This window comes from Priestia sp. ST2, from assembly GCF_055810735.1.
Genome location: NZ_JBVVNT010000008.1, coordinates 85,221 through 106,769 on the forward strand (window position 1 = coordinate 85,221; position 21,549 = coordinate 106,769).

At 38.8% G+C, this 21,549-nt stretch carries 15 protein-coding genes; 10 read left to right on the plus strand and 5 right to left on the minus strand.

What is annotated here, in order from left to right; translation table 11 throughout:
• The first annotated feature begins 9 nt into the window (after positions 1 to 9).
• From essC to essA, 3 genes are read left to right on the plus strand one after another with little or no spacing between them, the layout of a single operon-like run.
• Positions 10 to 4,488, plus strand: a complete 4,479-nt coding sequence (gene essC / locus AC0KUU_RS25970) for a type VII secretion protein EssC (protein ID WP_230184686.1) — start codon at positions 10 to 12, stop codon at positions 4,486 to 4,488.
• Entirely contained in the window at positions 4,485 to 7,676 is a 3,192-nt protein-coding gene (gene esaA, locus AC0KUU_RS25975) for a type VII secretion protein EsaA (RefSeq protein ID WP_322551677.1), read from the plus strand. Before essC ends, esaA begins: the two co-directional genes overlap by 4 nt.
• On the plus strand, positions 7,654 to 8,151 hold the full coding sequence (gene essA, locus AC0KUU_RS25980) for a type VII secretion protein EssA (protein WP_043975714.1): 498 nt from the start codon (positions 7,654 to 7,656) through the stop codon (positions 8,149 to 8,151). The genes esaA and essA overlap by 23 nt, the downstream gene beginning before the upstream one ends.
• A gap of 50 nt (positions 8,152 to 8,201) precedes the next feature.
• Here essA and AC0KUU_RS25985 read toward each other — a convergent pair whose 3' ends face one another.
• Positions 8,202 to 8,678, minus strand: a complete 477-nt coding sequence (locus tag AC0KUU_RS25985; protein ID WP_013081504.1) for a hypothetical protein — start codon at positions 8,676 to 8,678, stop codon at positions 8,202 to 8,204.
• 288 nt (positions 8,679 to 8,966) lie between these two features.
• On the opposite strand from AC0KUU_RS25985, the gene AC0KUU_RS25990 reads away from it, so the two are divergent.
• Positions 8,967 to 10,121 carry an endonuclease gene (locus tag AC0KUU_RS25990; protein WP_043975712.1) on the plus strand — a complete coding sequence of 385 codons (1,155 nt, stop codon included), beginning with the start codon at positions 8,967 to 8,969 and terminating at the stop codon, positions 10,119 to 10,121.
• Between the two features lie 106 nt (positions 10,122 to 10,227).
• Positions 10,228 to 11,865, plus strand: coding sequence for a family 14 glycosylhydrolase (locus AC0KUU_RS25995; protein ID WP_322551678.1), 1,638 nt, complete (start codon positions 10,228 to 10,230; stop codon positions 11,863 to 11,865).
• A gap of 49 nt (positions 11,866 to 11,914) precedes the next feature.
• Here the strand turns inward: AC0KUU_RS25995 and msrA are convergent, their stop codons facing one another.
• Positions 11,915 to 12,430: a peptide-methionine (S)-S-oxide reductase MsrA gene (msrA, locus tag AC0KUU_RS26000; RefSeq protein WP_043975708.1), complete on the minus strand. Its 516-nt coding sequence runs from the start codon at positions 12,428 to 12,430 to the stop codon at positions 11,915 to 11,917.
• 368 nt (positions 12,431 to 12,798) lie between these two features.
• Here msrA and AC0KUU_RS26005 point away from each other — a divergent pair, with 368 nt between their 5' ends.
• Together AC0KUU_RS26005 and AC0KUU_RS26010 are read left to right on the plus strand one after the other, a co-directional pair.
• On the plus strand, positions 12,799 to 14,136 hold the full coding sequence (locus AC0KUU_RS26005) for an ATP-binding protein (RefSeq protein ID WP_322551679.1): 1,338 nt from the start codon (positions 12,799 to 12,801) through the stop codon (positions 14,134 to 14,136).
• A 163-nt stretch (positions 14,137 to 14,299) separates the two neighbouring features.
• Positions 14,300 to 15,196, plus strand: coding sequence for a hypothetical protein (locus AC0KUU_RS26010; protein ID WP_043975703.1), 897 nt, complete (start codon positions 14,300 to 14,302; stop codon positions 15,194 to 15,196).
• 193 nt (positions 15,197 to 15,389) lie between these two features.
• Here AC0KUU_RS26010 and AC0KUU_RS26015 read toward each other — a convergent pair whose 3' ends face one another.
• Positions 15,390 to 16,946: an ABC-F family ATP-binding cassette domain-containing protein gene (locus AC0KUU_RS26015; protein WP_013055117.1), complete on the minus strand. Its 1,557-nt coding sequence runs from the start codon at positions 16,944 to 16,946 to the stop codon at positions 15,390 to 15,392.
• A gap of 261 nt (positions 16,947 to 17,207) precedes the next feature.
• Between AC0KUU_RS26015 and AC0KUU_RS26020 the strand changes: the two genes are divergently transcribed.
• Together AC0KUU_RS26020 and AC0KUU_RS26025 are read left to right on the plus strand one after the other, a co-directional pair.
• Positions 17,208 to 18,140 carry a D-2-hydroxyacid dehydrogenase gene (locus tag AC0KUU_RS26020; protein WP_043975701.1) on the plus strand — a complete coding sequence of 311 codons (933 nt, stop codon included), beginning with the start codon at positions 17,208 to 17,210 and terminating at the stop codon, positions 18,138 to 18,140.
• Positions 18,141 to 18,239: 99 nt separating this feature from the next.
• Entirely contained in the window at positions 18,240 to 19,325 is a 1,086-nt protein-coding gene (locus tag AC0KUU_RS26025; protein ID WP_043975699.1) for a nitric oxide synthase oxygenase, read from the plus strand.
• A gap of 48 nt (positions 19,326 to 19,373) precedes the next feature.
• On the opposite strand, the gene AC0KUU_RS26030 is transcribed toward AC0KUU_RS26025, so the two are convergent.
• Both AC0KUU_RS26030 and AC0KUU_RS26035 read right to left on the minus strand, forming a co-directional pair.
• Positions 19,374 to 19,505, minus strand: coding sequence for a YflJ family protein (locus AC0KUU_RS26030; RefSeq protein WP_016762840.1), 132 nt, complete (start codon positions 19,503 to 19,505; stop codon positions 19,374 to 19,376).
• A 173-nt stretch (positions 19,506 to 19,678) separates the two neighbouring features.
• Positions 19,679 to 20,128: an Rrf2 family transcriptional regulator gene (locus AC0KUU_RS26035; protein ID WP_013055121.1), complete on the minus strand. Its 450-nt coding sequence runs from the start codon at positions 20,126 to 20,128 to the stop codon at positions 19,679 to 19,681.
• Positions 20,129 to 20,344: 216 nt separating this feature from the next.
• Here AC0KUU_RS26035 and hmpA point away from each other — a divergent pair, with 216 nt between their 5' ends.
• The gene (gene hmpA, locus AC0KUU_RS26040) at positions 20,345 to 21,526 is read left to right on the plus strand and encodes an NO-inducible flavohemoprotein (RefSeq protein WP_043975696.1); all 1,182 of its coding nucleotides are present in this window, start codon (positions 20,345 to 20,347) and stop codon (positions 21,524 to 21,526) included.
• Positions 21,527 to 21,549 lie beyond the last annotated feature (23 nt).

The window sequence follows — 21,549 nt, forward strand, 5'->3', positions numbered from 1 at the left end:
GGTAGTTGTATGAATATGCTTTGGGTAGTTAGTGGGCAAACGTATCAGCAGCTGCCTGTAGATTTTAAAACCTTTCGCCAAGCAACGGTAGGAAACACTCAGCATCAAACTTTTACATTTTCCTATCCGTTTGAGAAAGGGCAAATGACGCTGTCATCTGAAAAAAACGGCCGGCTCTTGATTTCCTACGGAGAAAAAAGGATAGCAGAGCTATCTGTTTCTCAGTCGTTTGTATGGCGAGAACAAGGACATGCTTTAACCTTTGTCCTTACAGACACGGCTGTTAAAGAAGCTGTCTATTATATTGATTACGGCTCAGAAGTCTCGTTTTCCACAAGTGATGAAACAGCTGATGTGTATCAGCAGAAAGAAAAGTGTGTAGTAGAGCCAAAAGAAGGATTTTACTTATCAAAGATAAATGGAAAGTGGAAGGTCTTTTATAACCAAGAACCGCTTTATCTTAACGGACACCGACTAGAAGAGAATACGAACCTTCAGCCCGGAGATCTCATTTTATGGTCTTCTATGACGATTCAATTGATCGAAAAAGATTTGCTGAAGATTCAAAGCTGCTATGATTATGCATCTAAGCTTCCAACTACGGCACAGCCTATTTCTGAAATGAAAAAGAAGTACCCGGTTTATAGACGGACACCGCGCATGATATATGATTTGCCTAATGATAAGGTGAGCTTGTCCTTTCCATCTCAAGACAATGATGAAAATAACCGAAGCTTGTGGCTTACTATTTTACCGCCATTAGTCATGCTTTTAGTCATGGGTACGGTCTCGATTATTCAGCCTAGGGGAATTTTTATTATTATATCTGTCATGATGTTTACGACCACGCTGATTGTATCTACCGTTCAATATTTCAAAGATAAAAAACAGCGCAAGAAGCGGCAGGAGCGTCGTCGTCGAATTTATACCAAGTATTTAGAGAACAAGCGCGAGGAATTACAAGAACTAGTATCAGTTCAACGAGATGTATTATCTTATCATTTTCCGACGTTTGAACGCATGAAATATTTAACAGAACAGATTTCTGATCGAATTTGGGAACGAACTGTAGAAAGCAGTGATTTTTTACAGGTGCGCCTTGGAACAGGAACAGTTCCGGGAAGCTACCAAATTTCTTTGAATAGCGGAGATATGGCTAATCGAGAAATTGATGATTTGCTTGAGCAGTCTCAGCACATGGAAAAGGTCTATCGAGAAGTGAAAAATGCCCCTGTTACCGCTCATTTAGGTTTAGGCTCTATCGGTCTGGTAGGAAAGATGAAAACGGTGAAGAATGAACTGCATCAGCTTGTAGGACAGCTGGCATTTTCCCACAGTTATCATGACGTAAGATTCGTATTCATTTTTGATGAAGAAGAATATAAAGAGTGGGAATGGATGAAATGGCTTCCTCATTTTCAGCTTCCGCATTCTTTTGCGAAAGGTTTCATCTATAATGAACAAACGAGAGATCAGCTTTTATCTTCTATTTATGAAATGCTGAGAGAACGCGATTTAGATGAAGCAAAAGGAGAAGGTGTCTTCTTGCCTCACTTTGTTTTTATTATTACGAATCAGCAGTTAATTGCAGATCACGTTATCTTAGAGTATTTAGAAGGATATCACCCTCACCTTGGGTTTTCTGCGATATTTGGGGCAGAGACAAAGGAAAGCTTAACGGAGCATGTTCATACACTCGTCCGTTATATTAACGAATCCGAGGGGGATATATTAATTCAAAAGCAAAAAGCTGTGAATATTCCATTTCAGCTTGATAAACACACGCTTGATTATAATGAAAGATTTGCAAGGATGCTGCGGACATTGGATCACCAAGTTGGTATGACCAACTCAATTCCAAATAGCGTTTCATTCTTAGAATTATTTAAAGCAAGAGAAATTGGTGAGTTGGATATCGTGCAAAGGTGGCAAAGCAATGAATCAGCTAAGTCGCTAGCAGTTCCCATTGGTTTAAAAGGAAAAGAAGATATTGTTGAACTAAATCTTCATGAAAAAGCTCACGGCCCTCATGGATTACTTGCAGGTACGACGGGGTCAGGGAAAAGTGAATTCTTACAAACGTACATTCTTTCTCTAGCGGTGAATTTCCACCCCCATGAAGTCGCGTTTTTATTGATTGACTATAAGGGCGGAGGAATGGCTCAGCCGTTTAAAAACATGCCTCATCTGCTTGGAACCATTACAAACATTGAAGGAAGTAAGAATTTTAGTACAAGAGCCCTAGCTTCTATTAAAAGTGAATTAAAGCGACGCCAGCGCTTGTTTGATAGATATGAAGTCAATCACATTAATGATTATACAGATTTATATAAGCAAGGTATGGCAGAAGAACCTCTGCCTCATTTATTCTTAATCTCGGATGAATTTGCCGAGTTAAAAAGTGAAGAACCAGAGTTCATTCGGGAATTAGTCAGCGCGGCGCGCATTGGACGTAGTCTGGGCGTTCATTTAATTTTAGCGACGCAAAAGCCAGGCGGTGTTATTGACGATCAAATTTGGAGTAATGCACGCTTTAAAGTAGCTTTAAAAGTCCAAGATGCCGCTGACAGTAAAGAAATCTTAAAAAATGCGGACGCTGCTTCTATTACGGTGACGGGTCGAGGCTATCTGCAGGTTGGAAATAATGAAGTGTATGAACTGTTTCAGTCAGCTTGGAGCGGTGCCCCGTACATGGAAGATACGTATGGGGCTGAAGATGAAGTCGCCATTGTCACAGATCTCGGGTTGATTCCTTTATCTGATGTATCTACTCAGCAGACGTCATCTAAACAAGCGGAAGCAGAAATTGATGTTGTGGTGCAAAAAATTGAAAAAACGCAGCAGGAACTAGCTATCAAAAAATTAAATAGTCCATGGCTGCCGCCTCTTAAAGAAAGATTGCTTCGCAGTGAGTACAAAGAGAAGCGAGACGGCGTATTCCCAATTGGCTTGATTGATGAACCGGAAAAGCAAAGCCAAACGGTATATAACTATCAGCTGATGGACGATGGAAACATTGGTATATTTGGTTCGTCAGGATACGGTAAATCGTTTACAGTCATGATGTTGCTTCTTAGTCTAGCTGAAAGAAAGAGCCCGGAGCAGCTTCATTATTACATTTTTGACTTTGGAAACGGCACGCTGCTGCCGCTTCGTCAGCTGCCTCATACGGCGGATTATTTCTTAATGGATCAAATGCGTAAAATTGAAAAATTCATGACGATTATCAAACAAGAAATCGCAAGGCGAAAGCAGTTATTTCAACAGCGGGAAGTTAGCAATATCAAAATGTATAATGCTCTAAGTTCAGAAGAGCTTCCTCTAATTTTTATCACGATTGATAATTTTGATCTTGTCAAAGAAGAAATGCAAGATCTAGAAATGCAGTTCACACAGCTCGTGCGTGACGGTCAGTCTTTAGGAATTTATATGATCTTTACCGCGACGCGGGTGAATTCTATTCGTCAGTCGCTTATGAATAATTTGAAAACGAAGGTTGTTCATTATTTAATGGATCATTCAGAAGCGTATTCTATTTTAGGACGTACGCCGTATGCGCTAGAGTCTATTCCAGGCCGGGCTATTATCAAAACGGATCAACCTTATTTTGCGCAGCTGTTTTTACCTGCGGAAGGAAAAGATGATTTTGAAATTTTTGATACAGTTAAGCTGCACATTCAACGATTAAAGAATCAATATGCTGATGCTATTGTTCCGGAGCCTGTACCAATGCTGTCATCAAAACTTGTACTTGCCGAGTTTATAACGGACAGAAGGGTTATTAGGGAAAAAGGAGTCATTCCTCTTGGATTAGATGAAGAGTTTGTTCGACCGGTGCATATGAACTTTAAGAAAAATAAGCATTGCATCGTCATGGGGCAGACGCAAAAAGGAAAGACAAATGTAGTGAAGGTCATACTGCAAACAGCGCTTGAACAAGGCGTGAAGCAAATCGGACTATTTGATTCGGTTGACCGCGGTTTATCAAGTTATGCAGCTGAAGAGCAAGTTGTTTACATGGAAACAAAAGAACAGATTATCGACTGGCTTGATTTAACTGAAGAACGATTGCAGCGACGTGAAAATAAGTATTTGGAAGCAGTGCAGGAAGGAACGGTACACAGTCTTTCATTTTCCCCGATCATGCTTGTAGTAGATGGATTTGTACGATTCCAGCAAAACTTAGACAGCGTCCTGCAGGATCGTATTACAAAATTGATGAAAAATTACAGTCACCTGGGCTTTAACTTGATTGTTGCAGGGAACAACAATGAGTTTTCAAAAGGATTTGACGCCTTAACAACAGAAGTGAAGCAAATTAGCCAAGCCGTGCTGTTGATGAAGAAAACAGAGCAAAGCTTATTTACACTTCCTTATGACCGAAAAGAAGCTGACGTTAACCCTGGCTTCGGTTATTATATTAAAAGTGGAAAAGAAACAAGAATTCAAATCCCGCTATGTGTAAGTGAAAGGAAGATCTTAACATGACCGAACAGCGTAAGTATACACTTAAAGTCATATTAGCTGTTGTTTTAATTTTGGCTCTTCCTTCTTTCTTTTTCCAGTATATTGGAGACAACCCACTGCAAGTCACAGAAAACTCAACAAGAACGATTGCGGTGGTTAACGAAGATAATGGAGTAAAAGAAAATAGTGAAAAAGCGATAGAGTTTGGAGAAAAAGTGACTCCTCTTTTACAGGAGGGGTCGGATTATCAATGGACCGTGCTTGGACGAAGCGCAGCTACAAGCGGTTTACAGAATGGAAAATATGATGCGGTTATCTATATTCCCTCGACCTTCTCACAAAATATTTTATCGTATCAGGAAAAAAAGCCAGAAAAAGCTACTTTGGAATACAAAGTTCAAAGTCAGCTTAACGCAGTTAATAAGGAAAAAGTAGTAGGGGAATTAGAAGATGCTACTACAAAGGTTAATAATGAAATGTCCTCTTTGTACTGGAGTTATGTATCACAGGAAGTGGATAAGGTACGAGGACAGTTCGATAAAATTCTAAATAAAGAAATCGCCTTTCAAAAAACAATGGTCGCTTTTTATAAACCGAATTCAAAAGATTTAGCAGGTGAATTAAATGATCAAAAGAAAATTCTTCAGCAAATCCAAGATAATGTAAATAAAGCAGAAAAAGGTTCGAGTGACAGACAAGGCGACGTAGAACAGGTTGAAAAGAATTTAAACAGCTTTATTGGATATGTAAATCAATATCAAACATATCAAGAAACACAGAAACAAATGCTTGAAAAAACGCAGGCTCAAAGCGTCACTGCGATTCAAGAAGGGCTGTCTTCCCTTGAATCTAATCAGCCAAGCTCTAAGCAAAATTTTAATGAGCAGGCCAATCAAGTGTTTAGTGGCTTATCTTCCATTCAACAGCAGTTGGATCAAAATCAAAAAGCCGTCGGAGAACTTGGAGACCAACAAGCGGATAACGTCAGTGAACAAGAAAAAGCTCTGCAAGATTTGAACGGCCAAATAGTCAGTTCATATAAACAGCAGTCTGAGCAAACAACCCTAAATCAAATTGAAAGTAAGCTAAAGCCGCTTCGTGCGCAGCTAGAGACAGCTTCATCAAATGAGGGTGGCGGAGGCTCAACGGATCCAGGAGAAGACGGCGAAACTCAGCCAGATCCGAATCAAGGCGGAGAGACGCCAACGGACCCTGGGGAAGGTGACGGAACTCAGCCAGATCCGAATCAAGGTGGAGAGACGCCAACGGATCCTGGAGAAGATGATGGAACTCAGCCAGATTCCGGTCAAGGCGAAGGAACGTCAGAACCAATTAAAGTGGATTTATCTCAGCAAACAGCAAAGCTTGATGATATATCAAAAGGCCTTGAAGACTTAGAACAGCAGCTCCAAGGAATGGTGAACGAAACACCTGAAGCACCTGAAGCACCTGAGACATCTGAGGGAACGGAAACGCCTGAAACGCCTGAAACGCCTGAAACATCGGACACATCGGATGCATCAGGTACATCCAATGCTGTGAAAAGTGCGCTTGAAAAAGTGGCTAATCTGAAAACACAGGTACAAGCAGTCAAAGATGAGCTGCAAAATGTAACAGTTCAGCCGGAAGCTTCAGGAGAAAATACGGATGAGCTGAAGCGGAAAATTGCCAGTTTGGAAGCAGACGTTAAGTCTTTGACAGCACAGAAAAACAAAGCAGAGAAAGACTTAGAAGAAGCGACCAAGTCGTCGAGCAGTCAAATTGCTAAGCTTCAAGAAGAAAATGAACGATTAAAAAAAGAGAATGAAAAGTTGAAAGAAGACGGCAAAAAGCCTTCTAAAGGTAGTGTGAATGTAGACAATCTCATTACGATGATTACAAACAAAGAAGATAAAATTTTATCTTCTCCAAACCTTTCAGCTTCTCGCAAGGAAAAGTTGAGCAATACATTCTCAGGTAAGATTCAAAGCAGCAGTGCAGAAGATCTGCTAAAGTACTACGGTGATTTATCGCAGTATGATTTGACTTTAGCTCAGGTAGGAAATACAGACATACAGAACAGCGTCCTTAACAATGACTCTATTAAAGGAAGTTTGCAGCAGGCGTTAGCTGGTACCGTCTCTTCTCAAGATGCACGTAAGCAAATCCAACAAAACCTGTCTCTAACAAAAGAAGAGTTAGCACAGTTCCAAAGTTCAGTGCAAGATTTTGCTGATCAATATGGACAAACAGTTGATGCTGAACAAGCATCTATTATGGAAGAGCTATCAGCTATTCAAGAAAAAGCAAATGCAATGAATCAAGAGCTTCAATCTAGCGCAGGTGAAGATCAAGCATTAGAAAAGAAAGAAGCTCCGGACGTAACGGGCTTAATGACGCTGCAGCAAAGCATGGGTCAAGAGTTGAAGGGAATGAACGAACTCATTTCATCTTTAGGTGAAAGACAAGCAAATGTTGTCACATACACAGATGAATTGCAGAAGCGTGTAAATGAAGTCCAGGATAAAGCTGACACGCTTAACAGCAAGTGGGCCCAAAACGTGGATTCAACGAAGTTGGTTCGCGGCCAGGTATACCGTTTGTTAAATAATACATTAGTAGATGGACAGAATAATGATTACGTTTATCATTATTTAGCCAATCCTCTTCAAGTAAGCGGTGAAGTGCCGGCTGAAAAAGTAAAAGAGGTTCCACCAGTTGTCATTTTGGTTATTATCTTAATCAGCAGCTTACTAATTGGCTATTTCAGTCAATACTACCGACATGCACCTATGCTTGTGAAAGGTACGCTGTTTGGGTTATTGAATTTGATTGTAGGGTTAATGGTAAGTATCTTTAGCCTTAATATTTATTCGTTATCGGGAGACCGGGCAATGGAATGGTCAATCTTTACGATCGTCTTATTGCTTGCTACATCTACACTCGTACGTATTGCTTTCTTATTAGGAAGCTTCGCTGGATGGGTTACGACAGTAGGGTTGATTTTATTTTATATTACCCCGCTTCTTAACTTATCTATGCCAAACTTTAATTACGAAGATCCAGTATCTAAAGTATATATGTCAATTCAATATGATACGCAGTCTCTGTTTGGACAGGCGCTTATTGTATTACTGGGAATGACTGCCGTTTTAAGTGTTCTGCCATCTATTATTCGTGCTTTAAAGACGACTAAAGAGGTTGAAAATGATGAAACCTATAGTGCTTAATAAGAAGATTGGAAGTATTGTTCTTATTTTTTCACTTCTTTGTTTCCCTATAGCAGCAGCGGCTGAAGCTGATGACGGAAACGTTGAAGAGATTAAACCAAATGTATATAAGGATGATCCGATTAACTTGGACCCCGAATCTTTGCTAGAAAATAAAAAAGAAGTAGGAAATATTCCGGAGGAAATAAAGGATCTTACATTTGAAAAAGAGGAAGATGTAGAGAAAGAGAGCTTAAAAGAAAGTCTTTTTGCGAACGCATCAGCTGAAGATAATACGATTTCTGCGAAAGCAAAAGAATATAACTTGTTTTCTTCTAAAAACACTTCCTACAAGAAAGATCGAACAGAACAAACTGCTTCTGAAAAGTCATCAGACCTACAATGGTTTTATTTATTATTGATTGGTGTGGGGGTTGTTGTATTATTTGCGGTTTTAATACCGCGCATTAGCCCTCAACCTTCTGTGAAAAAATGAAAAAACCTCGCTGTTAATCAACAGCGAGGTTTTTGCGTATAGACGCAAGCTTATAGGCGGCGGAAGCCTTCTTCAAACAAATAATCTTCTGCTTCTTCGTAAGATAGAAATGCTGCCTCTAAATTCAAGCCAGAATAAACATTCCACAGATCATCTTCATGAACAAGTAAAAGCGTTGCATTGTCTGGGCCGTTCCAGCGCTGTTCATTTCCATTCCCTACAATAGCTTCTTCTCTAGCTGTATCAGGAAGGGTTGACAAAGATTCAATAGAAGCTTCAATAATTGAGCGGAGCTCTTCTTCTGTATAATCACGGATATTTACAAGACCTTTGTCATTTGTTTCATATCCTTTTAAAAACCCTCCATATACAAATCCATTTCCATTAGGATGCAGATGATGCACAACAACCGTTTTATCGTACACGCTTTCTTCATAATGAAAATTCACGCGTCCTAAAGATACATCTTTTCGATGCAGCTCTGGAAACGATGAAATAATAGCTAATTTTTCGTCAAAACTAAGCATACACAATCCTCATTTCTATTTAAATCATTTCATTTTCTGAAATGGTATAAGCTCTTTTACGATTCGGTTGATTATACCATATATAAAGAAAGACACATAATGCTTTTTCCAATGTGGACTTTTAAAAATATAACCCTTCGCATAAAGTGGCCGTCACTGTAAAGAAGAATACATCTTTTTCACTATAAAACTTAACAAAAAAGAGGCAGGGAATTCACAGTGAAAAAATAATATAAAGAGGTGGAAGAAAACTAGTTTTCAAACCTATCATATAGGAGGAATAAAAAAGTGAAATTATACGCTCTGTGTAAAAAAACATGGGCAATATCCCTGCTTGTTTTTGTTCTTTTAGTGAGCTTAACTCCTGTTAGTCAAGCAGCCGCATTTTTATCTGTTGCACAAGCTCTTGAGAATCAAAACAATAGTGTACAAACGGTTAAAGGATATGTAGTAGGTCAACCTACAGGCACATCTACAGTTATTACGAGCAATTACCCAAGCGATTATGCACTTGCTCTTGCTGACAGTTCAAATGAAACCAATACAGACAAGATGGTGTACGTTCAAATTCCTTCAAATTTGCGAAGTACATTTGGACTTCAAAGTCACTCGGAGTTAAGAGGGAAAAATCTTACTGTTACGGGCACACTCACTCCTTATTTTTCACACCCAGGAATAAAATCAGTTACTTCTATCAGTACAGAAACAGGAGGAACTGATCCGGCTCCAGATCCCACAGAGCCAACCGTTCCAGTAGAAGACTACTATCGTACTGCAGCTAAAAAAACAGGAAACAGCTTAAAGACAGAGCTTCATAACATTATTGATCATCACACAGAACTGTCGTATTCAGCCGTATGGGAAGCTTTAAAGAAAACGGATGAAGATCCAGCTAACGCAAATAACGTTATTTTGCTCTACACAGGGCGTTCACAGGCTAAGAGTACAAATGGAGGCGGAGTGGACGATTGGAACCGTGAGCACGTCTGGGCAAAGTCTCACGGGGATTTTGGAACAGCTATGGGACCTGGAACAGATCTTCATCACTTACGTCCAACCGATGTATCTGTAAACAGTACGAGAGGAAACTTAGATTTTGATAACGGAGGGACGGAACATAGCGAAGCACTCGGAAATTATTTTGACAGTGATTCATGGGAACCTCGAGATGAAGTAAAAGGCGACGTGGCTCGTATGTTGTTTTATATGGCCGTGCGCTATGAAGGCGATGTAAGTGATGAGCCTGACTTAGAACTTAATAACACAGTGAATAATGGTACTGCTCCTTATCACGGGAAATTATCTGTGCTTCTTCAATGGAATACCCAAGACCCAGTAGATGATCGAGAACGACGTAGAAATGACATTATTTATTCAGACTATCAGCATAACCGCAATCCTTTTATTGACCATCCTGAATGGGTGAATGAGATTTGGAACTAATGAAGAAGGCGTCCTGGCGGGGCGTCTTTTTTTTTTATAAAAGAAAAAGGAAAAAACTAAAATCCGCCGAATACCTATAGGTGATTTTGAAAAATGGAGGGAAGATATGAAACAGCTATGTAAAAAAGGGTTGGCTTTCGTTTTGATGTTTATTTTTGTTAACGCTTTCATTTTAAGTCCAATTAACGGAGCGGCTGCCGTAGATGGAAAATCAATGAATCCAGGTTACAAAACCTATTTAATGGCGCCTTTAAAAAAGGTAACAGACTATACAACATGGGAAGCGTTTGAGAACGATTTACGCAAAGCGAAACAAAATGGATTTTATGCAGTGACAGTAGACTTCTGGTGGGGAGATATGGAGAAAAACGGCGATCAGCAGTTCGATTTTTCCTATGCGCAGCGCTTTGCTCAAGCAGCTCGTAATGCAGGTATAAAGATCGTTCCTATTATTTCTACTCATCAGTGCGGAGGCAATGTAGGAGATGATTGTAACGTTCCGCTTCCATCTTGGGTATGGAACTTAAAAAGTGATGACAGCCTTTACTTTAAATCTGAAACAGGTACGACAAATAAAGAAACGCTAAGCCCGCTTGCAACGGACGTTATTTCTAAGCAATACGGAGAGCTCTACACGGCATTTGCGCAAGCGTTAGCACCTTATAAAGACGTGATTGCTAAAATCTATTTATCAGGAGGCCCTGCAGGTGAAATTCGTTATCCGTCTTATACAGCAGCAGACGGAACCGGCTATCCGTCTAGAGGGAAATTTCAAGTGTATACATCCTTCGCCAAGAGCAAGTTTCAATCATATGCTTTGACTAAATACGGTTCACTCGCTGGCATTAATCAAGCATGGGGAACCAATTTAACGTCTGCATCGCAAATTTTACCGCCATCAGATGGCTATCAGTTCTTAAAAGATGGTTATTCAACAGCTTATGGAAAAGATTTCTTAGCATGGTATCAAGGAGCTTTGGAAGATCATACAAAACGTATTGGACAGTTAGCTCATCAGGCTTTTGATTCCACCTTTAACGTACCAATCGGTGCAAAAGTGGCAGGAATTCATTGGCAGTATAACAATCCCACGATTCCTCATGCTGCAGAAAAACCTGCTGGATATAATGATTACAACGCGCTTTTAGATGCGTTTAAAACAGCTAAGCTAGATATAACGTTTACGTGCTTAGAAATGACGGACAGCGGAAATTATCCGGAATATTCTATGCCAAAGACGCTTGTACGCCAGGTAGCGGGTATTGCGAATGCAAAAGGAGTTGTTTTAAACGGGGAAAATGCTTTAACTATAGGCAGTGAAGATCAATATAAAAAAGCAGCTGAAATGGCCTTTAACTATAATTTTGCAGGATTTACTTTGCTTCGTTTCTACGATGTTATCAACAATGATACGCTGATGGGGCAATTTAAAAATACGTTGGGCGTTACACCACTTGCGCAAACGGTTGTAGTAAAAAATGCGCCAACTGCATTAGGAGAAACGGTTTATATTGTTGGAGACAGAGTTGAGCTAGGTCAGTGGGATACGTCCATTTATCCAATTAAATTAACATATAATTCATCTACAGCTGATTGGAGAGGCACCGTCTATTTTCCTGCGAGTCAAAATGTTCAATTTAAAGCAATTGTGAAGAGAGCTGATGGATCGTTAAAAGCATGGCAGCCTTCGCAGCAATATTGGAGCGTGCCGTCAACAACAACGACTTATACAGATAATTGGTAAAACAAAACCGCATAGCGTTTGCTATGCGGCTTTATTTTGAACACAAGAATTATTTCCAGTTCGTTTGAATAAATTCATCTCGACCAGACTTAGCGCGGTCTTCTTTATAATGCTTTGGATTTTTCTTGTGAAAATCTTGGTGATACTCTTCGGCTTCATAAAACGTAGAGGCAGGAAGAATGCTTGTTACGATGGGTTTTTTAAAACGTCCGCTTTCTGCGACCTCTAGCTTCGTCTCTTCAGCTGCTTGTTTTTGGTTGTCGTTATGGTAAAAAATTGCTGTTCGATATTGCGAGCCGCGATCTTGAAATTGACCTCCGTCATCTGTTGGATCAATTTGCGGCCAATAAAGATCTAGTAAACGTTTATACGGAAACACTTCGGGGTCAAATGTGATTTGAACCACTTCGTAGTAACCGCTTGTTCCAGATTTTACTTGCTCATAAGTAGGGTTATCCACAGTTCCCCCCATATATCCTGATACAATGCCGTGAATACCTTCTAGCTCTTCAAAAGGTGTAACCATACACCAGAAACATCCACCTGCAAATGTAGCTTTTTCCATACGTAATCCCTCACTTAATCCGTTGTTATGAAGGGTATTATAACAAATTTATATTGAAACAGCTAGAAAAGGGTTTGTAGTCTGTGTAAAAGCTGTGGATAAAGGTGAATATCCACAGCTTTTACACAATAAACTCGACTGTTTTGAAGATTGAAAAATGAAGGAGAGAATAAAGAAAAAATGATAGAATAGATAAGATGTATATATCGTTTTAGAAGAAATTGCACAACAGAAGTACAATCTACGGACTGGACTTTGGGGTGCTGATGGCATCTAGATAAATAAAGTTAGTACGTTAGTAACAAGAGGTAAGAAACAGCATATTCGCGCTGTTAAATAAATATACAAAGATAATAGGAGAGTTGAATATGTTACAAGATAATCTCATCCTAGAGCACTATGGATTAAACGAATTAAATTTTGATACGATCAAAAGCTATCGGGATCGGTTTGCTGAAGTAAAACCAGCTCATCCTTGGAATGCGCTTGAAACAAAGGAGTTTTTATACAAAGTAGGAGCTTGGGGAAAGGTTAGAGATACCCATAAAGAAGGAGTCACACTCGCAGGCCTGCTTTTATTCAGTGAAGAACGGATTATCACAGAAGTTTTACCACAATATTTTTTAGAATACCGGGAAAGTAAAGGGAACGAAGAATGGACAGAGCGCTTTACCTCTCAAGACGGGACGTGGTCAGGAAATATTTTTGATTTTTATTTTCATATTCATGAAATTGTTCGTAATAGCGAACCTCAGCCGTCAATCGCTTCCTCTTTAACAGAAGTTTTGATTAATATGCTTATTCATGCAGATTATAATGGGGAGGGCGGCGTTATTTTAGAAAAGCAACCTTCTCATTACGTTTTTTCTAATCCAGGCCTTTTGTTAGTACCTACAGATTCAGTTTTTAGCAATACCGTTAGTCAGCTTCGAAACCCAAATATCGTTAAGCTATTCAGTTTACTAGGGCTATGTGAACGTTCGGGCTCTGGTTTGAAAAAAGTAAAGCAAAATTGGAGCCTGCATCATTATAAAACGCCAGCTATTGATCAAGATGTTTCTATGCATCGTACAGTGGTCACGTTATCTTTGTCCACTCAAGAAAGACAGGTAAGTTCTTCTGAAAAAGACACTTACAATACGTCCATAACCGATTCGGGAAATAATTTTAAGGATGTCGAAAAATATCAAAATACACCTGAAAACAATGTCAAAATCGACTCATATAATAAAAATGAGTACTCCTATAATAAAGGATTAATAGAGGAGTTTAAGTCATATAATAACGATAATAACTCCTTCAATAAGGAAGATAACTACTATAATAACGAGAGTAACTTATATAATAACGATGATAACTCCTGTAATAATAACCATAACTCCTATAATAATGAGCAAGAAGAGGATTCTTCTAATTTGGTAAATGTAGAGAATATTGATACGAAGCTATGGGATATTGCAGCGTTGGCTCGTGAAAAAAAACGGCTTTCGCCGAATCAGATGGAACATATTATTCTTGAGTTATGTAAAGAAAAACCGCTCATGCTTAAAGAGTTTGCTTATTTACTAGAAAGAACGCCGGATGGAGTACGTAATAATTATTTAACAAAGCTATTACGAAAAGGACAATTACAGTTGAAATATCCAAATCAGCCAAACCATCCAAAACAGGCATATTTATTTAATAAGAAAGATATAGAGAAATAAATCAAGCAACCGATAGAACATATAGAGATTCAGCTGCAAAAAATTGATAAGGAGGAGTTTGCTAAAAGCTACAGATTTAAGGAGGAAATTCACCATAAAGTTGTGCCAAGCTGTCAGACTCTCTTTATATGAGTTCTGGCTCGTATAAAGGAGGAAAAAGAGTGTGAAAAGCAAGTGCGTTCTTATTTTTCTGGTGGTTGTATGGCTGTTTAATATGGGGAAAGGAATAGGATGTGGATCAAAGGTGAATGCAGAGATAAATATACCGCTGTCGACGTGGGTGTGGGATACAAAGAAATGGATGCTGAACCAAGAAGCTATCCTCGAAAAGCTTCAAGAAAAAAAGGTGACAAACGTTTATTTACAAATTGATACTCATCTTTCACCTTCCGTATATCGGCATTTTATCCAACAAGCACAAGCCCAGGGCATAAGTGTTTACGCACTTGACGGCGCTCCTTATTGGATAGGGCCTTCCGGTATAGAAGAGCAGGAAGCATTTTTTAATTGGATAACAGCTTACCAAGCACAAGCAGACGAGCCACAGCAATTTTCAGGGGTTCATTTGGATGTAGAGCCTTATTTGTATAAAAGTTGGGAAAATAATCGAGCGAAAAGTATTCTGCAGTATCAATATGTTATTTCTCAAGCCGCTGTACAGTCTCATGAGTTACACTTGCCGCTTGCTGTAGATATCCCGTTTTGGTTTGACGAAGTTCCATTCAAAAATAGCAATGGTTCCGGTTCGCTGGGGCGGTGGATTATTCAGTACGCTGATGAAGTCACAATTATGGCGTACCGGAACCACGCAGATAAAGAAAACGGTATTGCTGAAATAACAGAAAATGAACGCAAGTGGGGACGTGTACTATCCACTCCGATTGAAATAGGGGTAGAAACGATGGCTTCAGATGAAGGAGAATACATTTCTTTTTCTGCTAAAGGAGAAGAAAAGATGATGCAAGAGCTGGGTATGTTGCTTACAAAGTGTCAAGCTGAAAATCCTCCAAGCAGTATAGCTGTTCATTATTTTGATAGCTGGCTTCAGATGAAGCAATGACAACGAAAAGACCGCTGCATCGCTGCAGCGGCCCTTTTGGGTTTAGGGAGTATAGATACAATATAGCCATTTTCTTAAAGGACTATACATAAAAAAAGTAACCATTTAAAAAATGGCTACTCACACAAAGGGGGGGAACTTAATCTTATCATTCCCACTTTTTCTAAAAGATATGCCTCTTTTAACCCGTTTTTTAAAATAATTTAGTCGTCCAAGATTCACAGTTCCACACGTCTGTGACAACATCTTGATAAAATTCAGGTTCGTGGCAAATAATTAAGATACTTCCTTTGTATTCTTTTAAAGCTCGTTTTAATTCATCTTTCGCATCTACATCTAAGTGGTTTGTAGGCTCATCCAGTACAAGAATGTTGGTTTCATTGTTAATTAGCTTACATAGACGAACTTTTGCTTTTTCTCCACCGCTTAGAACTTCTACTTTACTTTCAATATGTTTTGTTGTTAAGCCGCATTTAGCTAAAGCTGCACGAATCTCGTATTGGGTAAAGTGAGGAAACTCATTCCATACTTCTTCAATACACGTATTGTAATTAGCCGTTTTGATTTCTTGTTCAAAATAGCCAATATGCTGGTAATCTCCTTTTTCTACAGAGCCTGAAATCGGTTTGATTTCTCCTAAAATACTTTTTAAAAGAGTTGTTTTCCCGATTCCATTTGCTCCTACAAGGGCAATCTTTTGACCTCGCTCCATTTTTAAATTCAGTGGCTTAGAAAGCGGCTCTTCGTATCCAATGACTAAATCAGATGTTTCAAAAATTAATTTGCTTGAAGTACGAGCACCCTTAAAGTTAAACTCTGGTTTTGGACGCTCCTGAGCTAGTTCAATTACTTCCATTTTATCGAGCTTTTTTTGACGGGACATGGCCATATTTCGTGTCGACACACGGGCTTTGTTTCTCGCTACGAAATCTTTTAAATCTGCCATTTCTTGCTGTTGTTTTTTATAAGCTGCTTCAAGCTGCTGTTTTTTCATCTCATATACTTTCATAAAATCGTCGTAGTCTCCTACATAGCGATTTAACTCTTGGTTTTCCATATGATAAATTAAATTGATCACGCTATTTAAAAATGGAAGATCGTGAGAAATTAAAATAAAGGCATTTTCATATTCTTGCAAGTAGCGTCGCAACCACTCAATATGCTGTTCATCCAAGTAGTTTGTAGGCTCATCCAGTAAAAGAATTTCTGGTTTTTCAAGCAGCAGTTTGGCTAATAATACTTTCGTACGCTGTCCGCCGCTTAAATCCTGTACATCGCGATCTAAGCCGATATCTTCTAATCCTAATCCGCGTGCAATTTCTTCGACTTTCGCATCGATAACATAAAAGTCATTGTTTGTTAAGAGGTCTTGAAGCGTACCGACTTCTTCTAATAGTTTTTCGAGTTCTTCTGGTGATACCTCCGCCATTTTCTCGTAGAGGCCATTCATTTGAGCTTCTAAATCAAATAAGTATTGAAAAGCACTTTTTAGTACATCACGAATAGAAAGGCCGCGCTCTAATGCTGTGTGCTGATCTAAATAGCCAACGCGCACTTTTTTAGACCATTCTACTTTTCCAGCATCCGGTTCTAGCTTGCCTGTAATGATGTTCATAAATGTTGATTTACCTTCGCCGTTTGCTCCAATTAAGCCGACGTGTTCACCTTTTAACAATCGAAATGATACATCGTTAAAAATCGCACGGTCACCAAAACCATGGCTTAGATTTTTTACGTTTAATACACTCATGCTGACACACCTTTTCTTTTAAAATATCTATCGTACGTTTCGTTATAAACAAATTGATTCATAACGATTATAGCGAACTTATATACATAAATCCATATGAGTTTTCCGGCCTTGAAAGTCATATAAAATTCACTCGCGTCTTCCTTTCACTTCATTCATACTATATATATCAATGTAGAAAATCCTTCATGATGAAGGAACGGTTATATCGAATCATTCAAATAGAGTATACAAAAGAATAAAAAGGCAGGGGGAAAAGAAATGAACATTCATACAATACTAGTGGCAGGAAGAATGCATAAAGAGCTGGAGGAGATAATCAAACAAAAGCAGCTGTCTCAGACGTTTCGATTTATGGAAGAGCAAGACGTTACAATTGAAGATTTAAACTGGGCTGACGCGCTTTTATCCTTCGGTCCAACGAATTGCTTTGAAGATCATAGCCTTAAATGGGTTCATTCTCTCGGCGCAGGAGTCGATCGGTTCTTAGAAAGCGGTAATTGGAAAAAGAGTGTGATGTTAACACGTACGGTTTGTTCATTCGGTCAGCGAATCAGTGAATATTGTCTTAGCTATATGCTAGCTGAACTTCAGCACCACGCACAGTTTCAGCAACAGCAAAAACAAAAGCAGTGGAAAGTGGTAGAGCCTAAGCAGCTTTCTACTCAAACGGTCATAATTTACGGAACAGGTGAAATCGGCGGGCGTCTTGCAGCCGTTTTAAAATCTTTTGGTGTACGAGTAATAGGTGTATCTAAAAGTGGAAATGAAAAGCCGTCATTTGATCAAGTGGTCTCGATTTCGAAGGAAAAAGAATTGCTAAAAGAAGCCGAATGGATTATTAGTACAATGCCGCTAACACATGAAACAAAAAGCTACTTTGATCCCAAATGGATGAATGTAGTTGAAAATGCATACTTTATAAATGTTGGACGAGGAGCAACTGTAGATGAAAATGCGTTAGTAGAGGCTATTGAGCAAAAACGTATTCGAAAAGCATACATAGACGTGTTTGAGCATGAGCCGTTAACGAAAGAATCTTCTTGGTGGGATTATTCAAACATCATCATAACACCTCATATTTCAGCGGTGACTACGGCTGAAGAAGCCATTGAGTGCTTTGTTGAAACGCTGCAAAAAGTTGAGCAAGGCGAATTGCCTTCTAACTTGGTTAATATTGAAAGAGGCTATTAAAGCATTATGATGCGCGTTTCCGCTATGAGAATGGTATACTGAAACTTGCTTTTCTTGAACGAAAAGAATGAAATCTGTTCTTCTAGGGGGGAACAAACGTTGAAGCAAGAAGAACTATTTGAACAAGCACGTGTATTTATAGAGACGTGTTACGCTGAACTTGAAAAAAGCGAAGCGGATAAAAACAAGCGGTTAAAAGAAATCCATCAGCAAATTATGTCACTCGGACATTATGATCATACATTTGAAGAGTTAGAGCACGGAGCTCGTATGGCTTGGAGAAACAGCAATAAATGTATTGGACGATTATTTTGGCAATCGCTCAATGTATTTGATAAGCGAGATGCGAACACAGTTGAAGAGGTAAGAGACGCCCTTTTTCACCATATTGAATATGCAACAAATGACGGGAAAATCCGGCCTACTATTACGGTGTTTAAACCGAAAATGAAAGCAAAAGAGCCGGTTAGAATATGGAATCATCAGCTAATCCGCTATGCGGGATATGAGACGGAATATGGTATGGTAGGAGATCCTGATTCTATTGCGTTTACGGAGGTTTGCCAAAATTTAGGATGGGAAGGTGAGAGAACTCACTTTGATGTTCTTCCTCTTGTACTGCAAGTTAATGAAGAGTCACCTCGATGTTTTGAGATTCCCAAACATTTAGTGAAAGAAGTAGCTATTACGCATCCAGAACTTCCTGAATTTGAAGACTTACAGTTAAAATGGTACGCTGTCCCGATGATTTCAGATATGAAGCTAGAAATTGGAGGGATTGATTACGTCGCGGCACCATTTAATGGATGGTACATGGGGACTGAGATTGGGGCGCGAAATTTAGCGGATACGTATCGCTATAATCAACTTCCAAAAATAGCTTCTATGATGGGATTGAACATGGATTACAACGCGACGCTTTGGAAGGATAAAGCTCTTGTTGAATTAAATGTTGCAGTGCTTTCTTCTTTTAAACGAGAAGGAGTTAGCATTGTAGACCATCACACCGCTGCTCAGCAATTTCACTTGTTTGAAGAAAGAGAGCAAAAAAATGGCCGCGAAGTGACTGGGAACTGGACGTGGTTGATTCCGCCCGTTTCGCCAGCTACCACGCATATTTTTCATAAGCCTTATAAAAATAAAGTATTATCACCAAATTATTTTTATCAAGACGCTCCTTATTAAATGAACAAAAAAGAGAGTACGCATTTGTACTCTCTTATTACACGTTAATTAATTTTTGTGTTTATCAAGCAAGTTAGCAAGTACATATGTTTTGTACTTTTCTACTTTGCGGCCTTCGTGGTTGCGAACTCCTCGTTTCTTAAGTTCCTCAACATACCAACCTTTGCTTCCTACGTGCATACTCAAACACCCTTTCGTCATTTTTTTAGGATGAACAGAATGAGGTTCATTGTCTGCTCGAATGGAGACATCTTGTCTTTCCAATACGTGCCTCATTGTAACATCTTTTATTTTATGATGAAAGGGAAAAAGGTTAAAAAAACGAGAATGATTTCAAATGAATTTTAGTTTAATCATTCCTCGTTTTTTTGAGATAGAAGGAGGAGGTTTAATTCATCTTTATTTTGAATTAGATCTTCTAGCGTATATTGATCCAATACCTTAATGAAGGCTTGCATGGCTTCATGTAAAACACTTTTTAACTTACAGACGGGGCTAATAATGCAGAAGTTTCCTTCACAGTCAAAACATTCCACGATATGAAAATCTTCTTCTGTTTGACGTACCACTTTTCCAATATTAATGTCTTTTGGAAGCTGAGCTAAACGAATACCGCCGTTTCGTCCTCGAATCGTTTCAATTAAGCCAAGTTTTCCAAGCTCGTGAATGATTTTCATAAGATGGTTTTTTGAAATATTATACGCTTCAGCAATTTCTTTTATATTGCTTAGTTTATTATTATCGCGAACGCCTAAATATAATAAAACTCGCAGTGAGTAATCTGTATATTGTGTGAGCCTCATCTTTTTACCTCTTCTCTTATCAGCAGCTGATATATCTATAATAGCATGTCTATATCTAAGAAATACAGAAAGAATGCTCTCATTTTTGACGAGGCGAATTTGTGAACATTTCTTTAAATATGTATATAAAATATATCTTTTTAAGTTGGATATGAGTATCATAAAGATGTATTAAAAATATATCTTTTAAAAATGAATCTTTCGGAGGCGAAAGTTATGAAACAAACAACTATTTCTATTGTAAAAAGTACAGTTCCTGTTTTAGAACAGCATGGTCAAGCAATTACCACTCGTTTTTATGAGATGCTTTTTGAACAGTATCCTTCTTTAAAAAATGTATTCAACCAAACAAATCAAAAAACAGGCCGTCAGCAAATGGCGTTAGCTAATACAGTTTATGCCGCTGCGCAGTATATCGATCGGCTTGAAACGCTGCTTCCAGTTGTAAAGCAAATCGCTCATAAACACCGCAGTATCGGCGTAAAAGCAGAGCACTATCCAATTGTCGGAGAGTTCTTATTAAAAGCAATTAAAGATGTTTTAAAAGAAGCTGCGACCGATGAGATTATGGAAGCTTGGAAAGAAGCATACGGTGCCATTGCGGACGTGTTCATAAGTGTGGAGCAAGAATTATATGAAGAAGCCGAAGAAAAAGGATGGAAAGATTATAAAAAACTAATGGTTCATAAAAAAGTAAAAGAAGCAGAAGACGTGTACTCGTTTTATTTAGTATCACCTGATCAAAAAGCGTTGCCTGCTTTTCTGCCAGGTCAGTATGTGAGTGTACGCATTCCTGGTCAAGAGTATTTATCTATTCGTCAGTACAGCTTATCAGGCTATCCAAGTCAACCATATTATAAAATTACGGTGAAAAAAGAAAAGCAAATGGAAGACGGGGTCGTGTCAACTTATTTACATGACCAATTGAAAGAAGGAGACTTGCTTGAAGTCAGCGTTCCAGCAGGAGATTTTGTCTTAAAAGAAAATAGTAAATCAGTATTTATCAGCGGAGGTGTAGGAATTACTCCAATGATGTCAATGCTGCATCAAGCACTGGAAAACAATCAAGAAGTAACATTTATTCACAGTGCTAAAAATGAGCAGTTTCATGCAATGAAACAAGACCTTCAATCGTTGTCAGAGACATATACGTTTGAACAACACGTTTTCTATAGTCAAGCGCAAACAGACCAGCATGATGAACATATAACGTATGGTCGCTTAACTAAAAAAGAGCTAGCTAAATATGCCGGCGATAAACACGCATATTATTATGTTTGTGGATCTTCTTCATTTACGCAAATGGTGTTAGAAGGCCTAGCTGAAATGGGTATTTCCCAAGAAAATATCATGTATGAATCGTTTGGCCCGAAAATGAGTATGACTCCTTCCGCATAAATGTATGGAAAAAGGGTAAAAAG

Excerpts from the sequence above, each read along its gene's own strand:
- AC0KUU_RS25995 (WP_322551678.1), top strand. The coding sequence starts at position 10,228 with ATGAAACAGCTATGTAAAAAAGGGTTGGCTTTCGTTTTGATGTTTATT.
- esaA (WP_322551677.1), top strand. The coding sequence starts at position 4,485 with ATGACCGAACAGCGTAAGTATACACTTAAAGTCATATTAGCTGTTGTT.
- essA (WP_043975714.1), top strand. The coding sequence starts at position 7,654 with ATGATGAAACCTATAGTGCTTAATAAGAAGATTGGAAGTATTGTTCTT.
- AC0KUU_RS25985 (WP_013081504.1), bottom strand. The coding sequence starts at position 8,678 with ATGCTTAGTTTTGACGAAAAATTAGCTATTATTTCATCGTTTCCAGAG.
- hmpA (WP_043975696.1), top strand. The coding sequence starts at position 20,345 with ATGAAACAAACAACTATTTCTATTGTAAAAAGTACAGTTCCTGTTTTA.
- essC (WP_230184686.1), top strand. The coding sequence starts at position 10 with ATGAATATGCTTTGGGTAGTTAGTGGGCAAACGTATCAGCAGCTGCCT.
- AC0KUU_RS26030 (WP_016762840.1), bottom strand. The coding sequence starts at position 19,505 with ATGCACGTAGGAAGCAAAGGTTGGTATGTTGAGGAACTTAAGAAACGA.
- msrA (WP_043975708.1), bottom strand. The coding sequence starts at position 12,430 with ATGGAAAAAGCTACATTTGCAGGTGGATGTTTCTGGTGTATGGTTACA.
- AC0KUU_RS26020 (WP_043975701.1), top strand. The coding sequence starts at position 17,208 with ATGAACATTCATACAATACTAGTGGCAGGAAGAATGCATAAAGAGCTG.
- AC0KUU_RS26035 (WP_013055121.1), bottom strand. The coding sequence starts at position 20,128 with ATGAGGCTCACACAATATACAGATTACTCACTGCGAGTTTTATTATAT.
- AC0KUU_RS26005 (WP_322551679.1), top strand. The coding sequence starts at position 12,799 with ATGTTACAAGATAATCTCATCCTAGAGCACTATGGATTAAACGAATTA.
- AC0KUU_RS26015 (WP_013055117.1), bottom strand. The coding sequence starts at position 16,946 with ATGAGTGTATTAAACGTAAAAAATCTAAGCCATGGTTTTGGTGACCGT.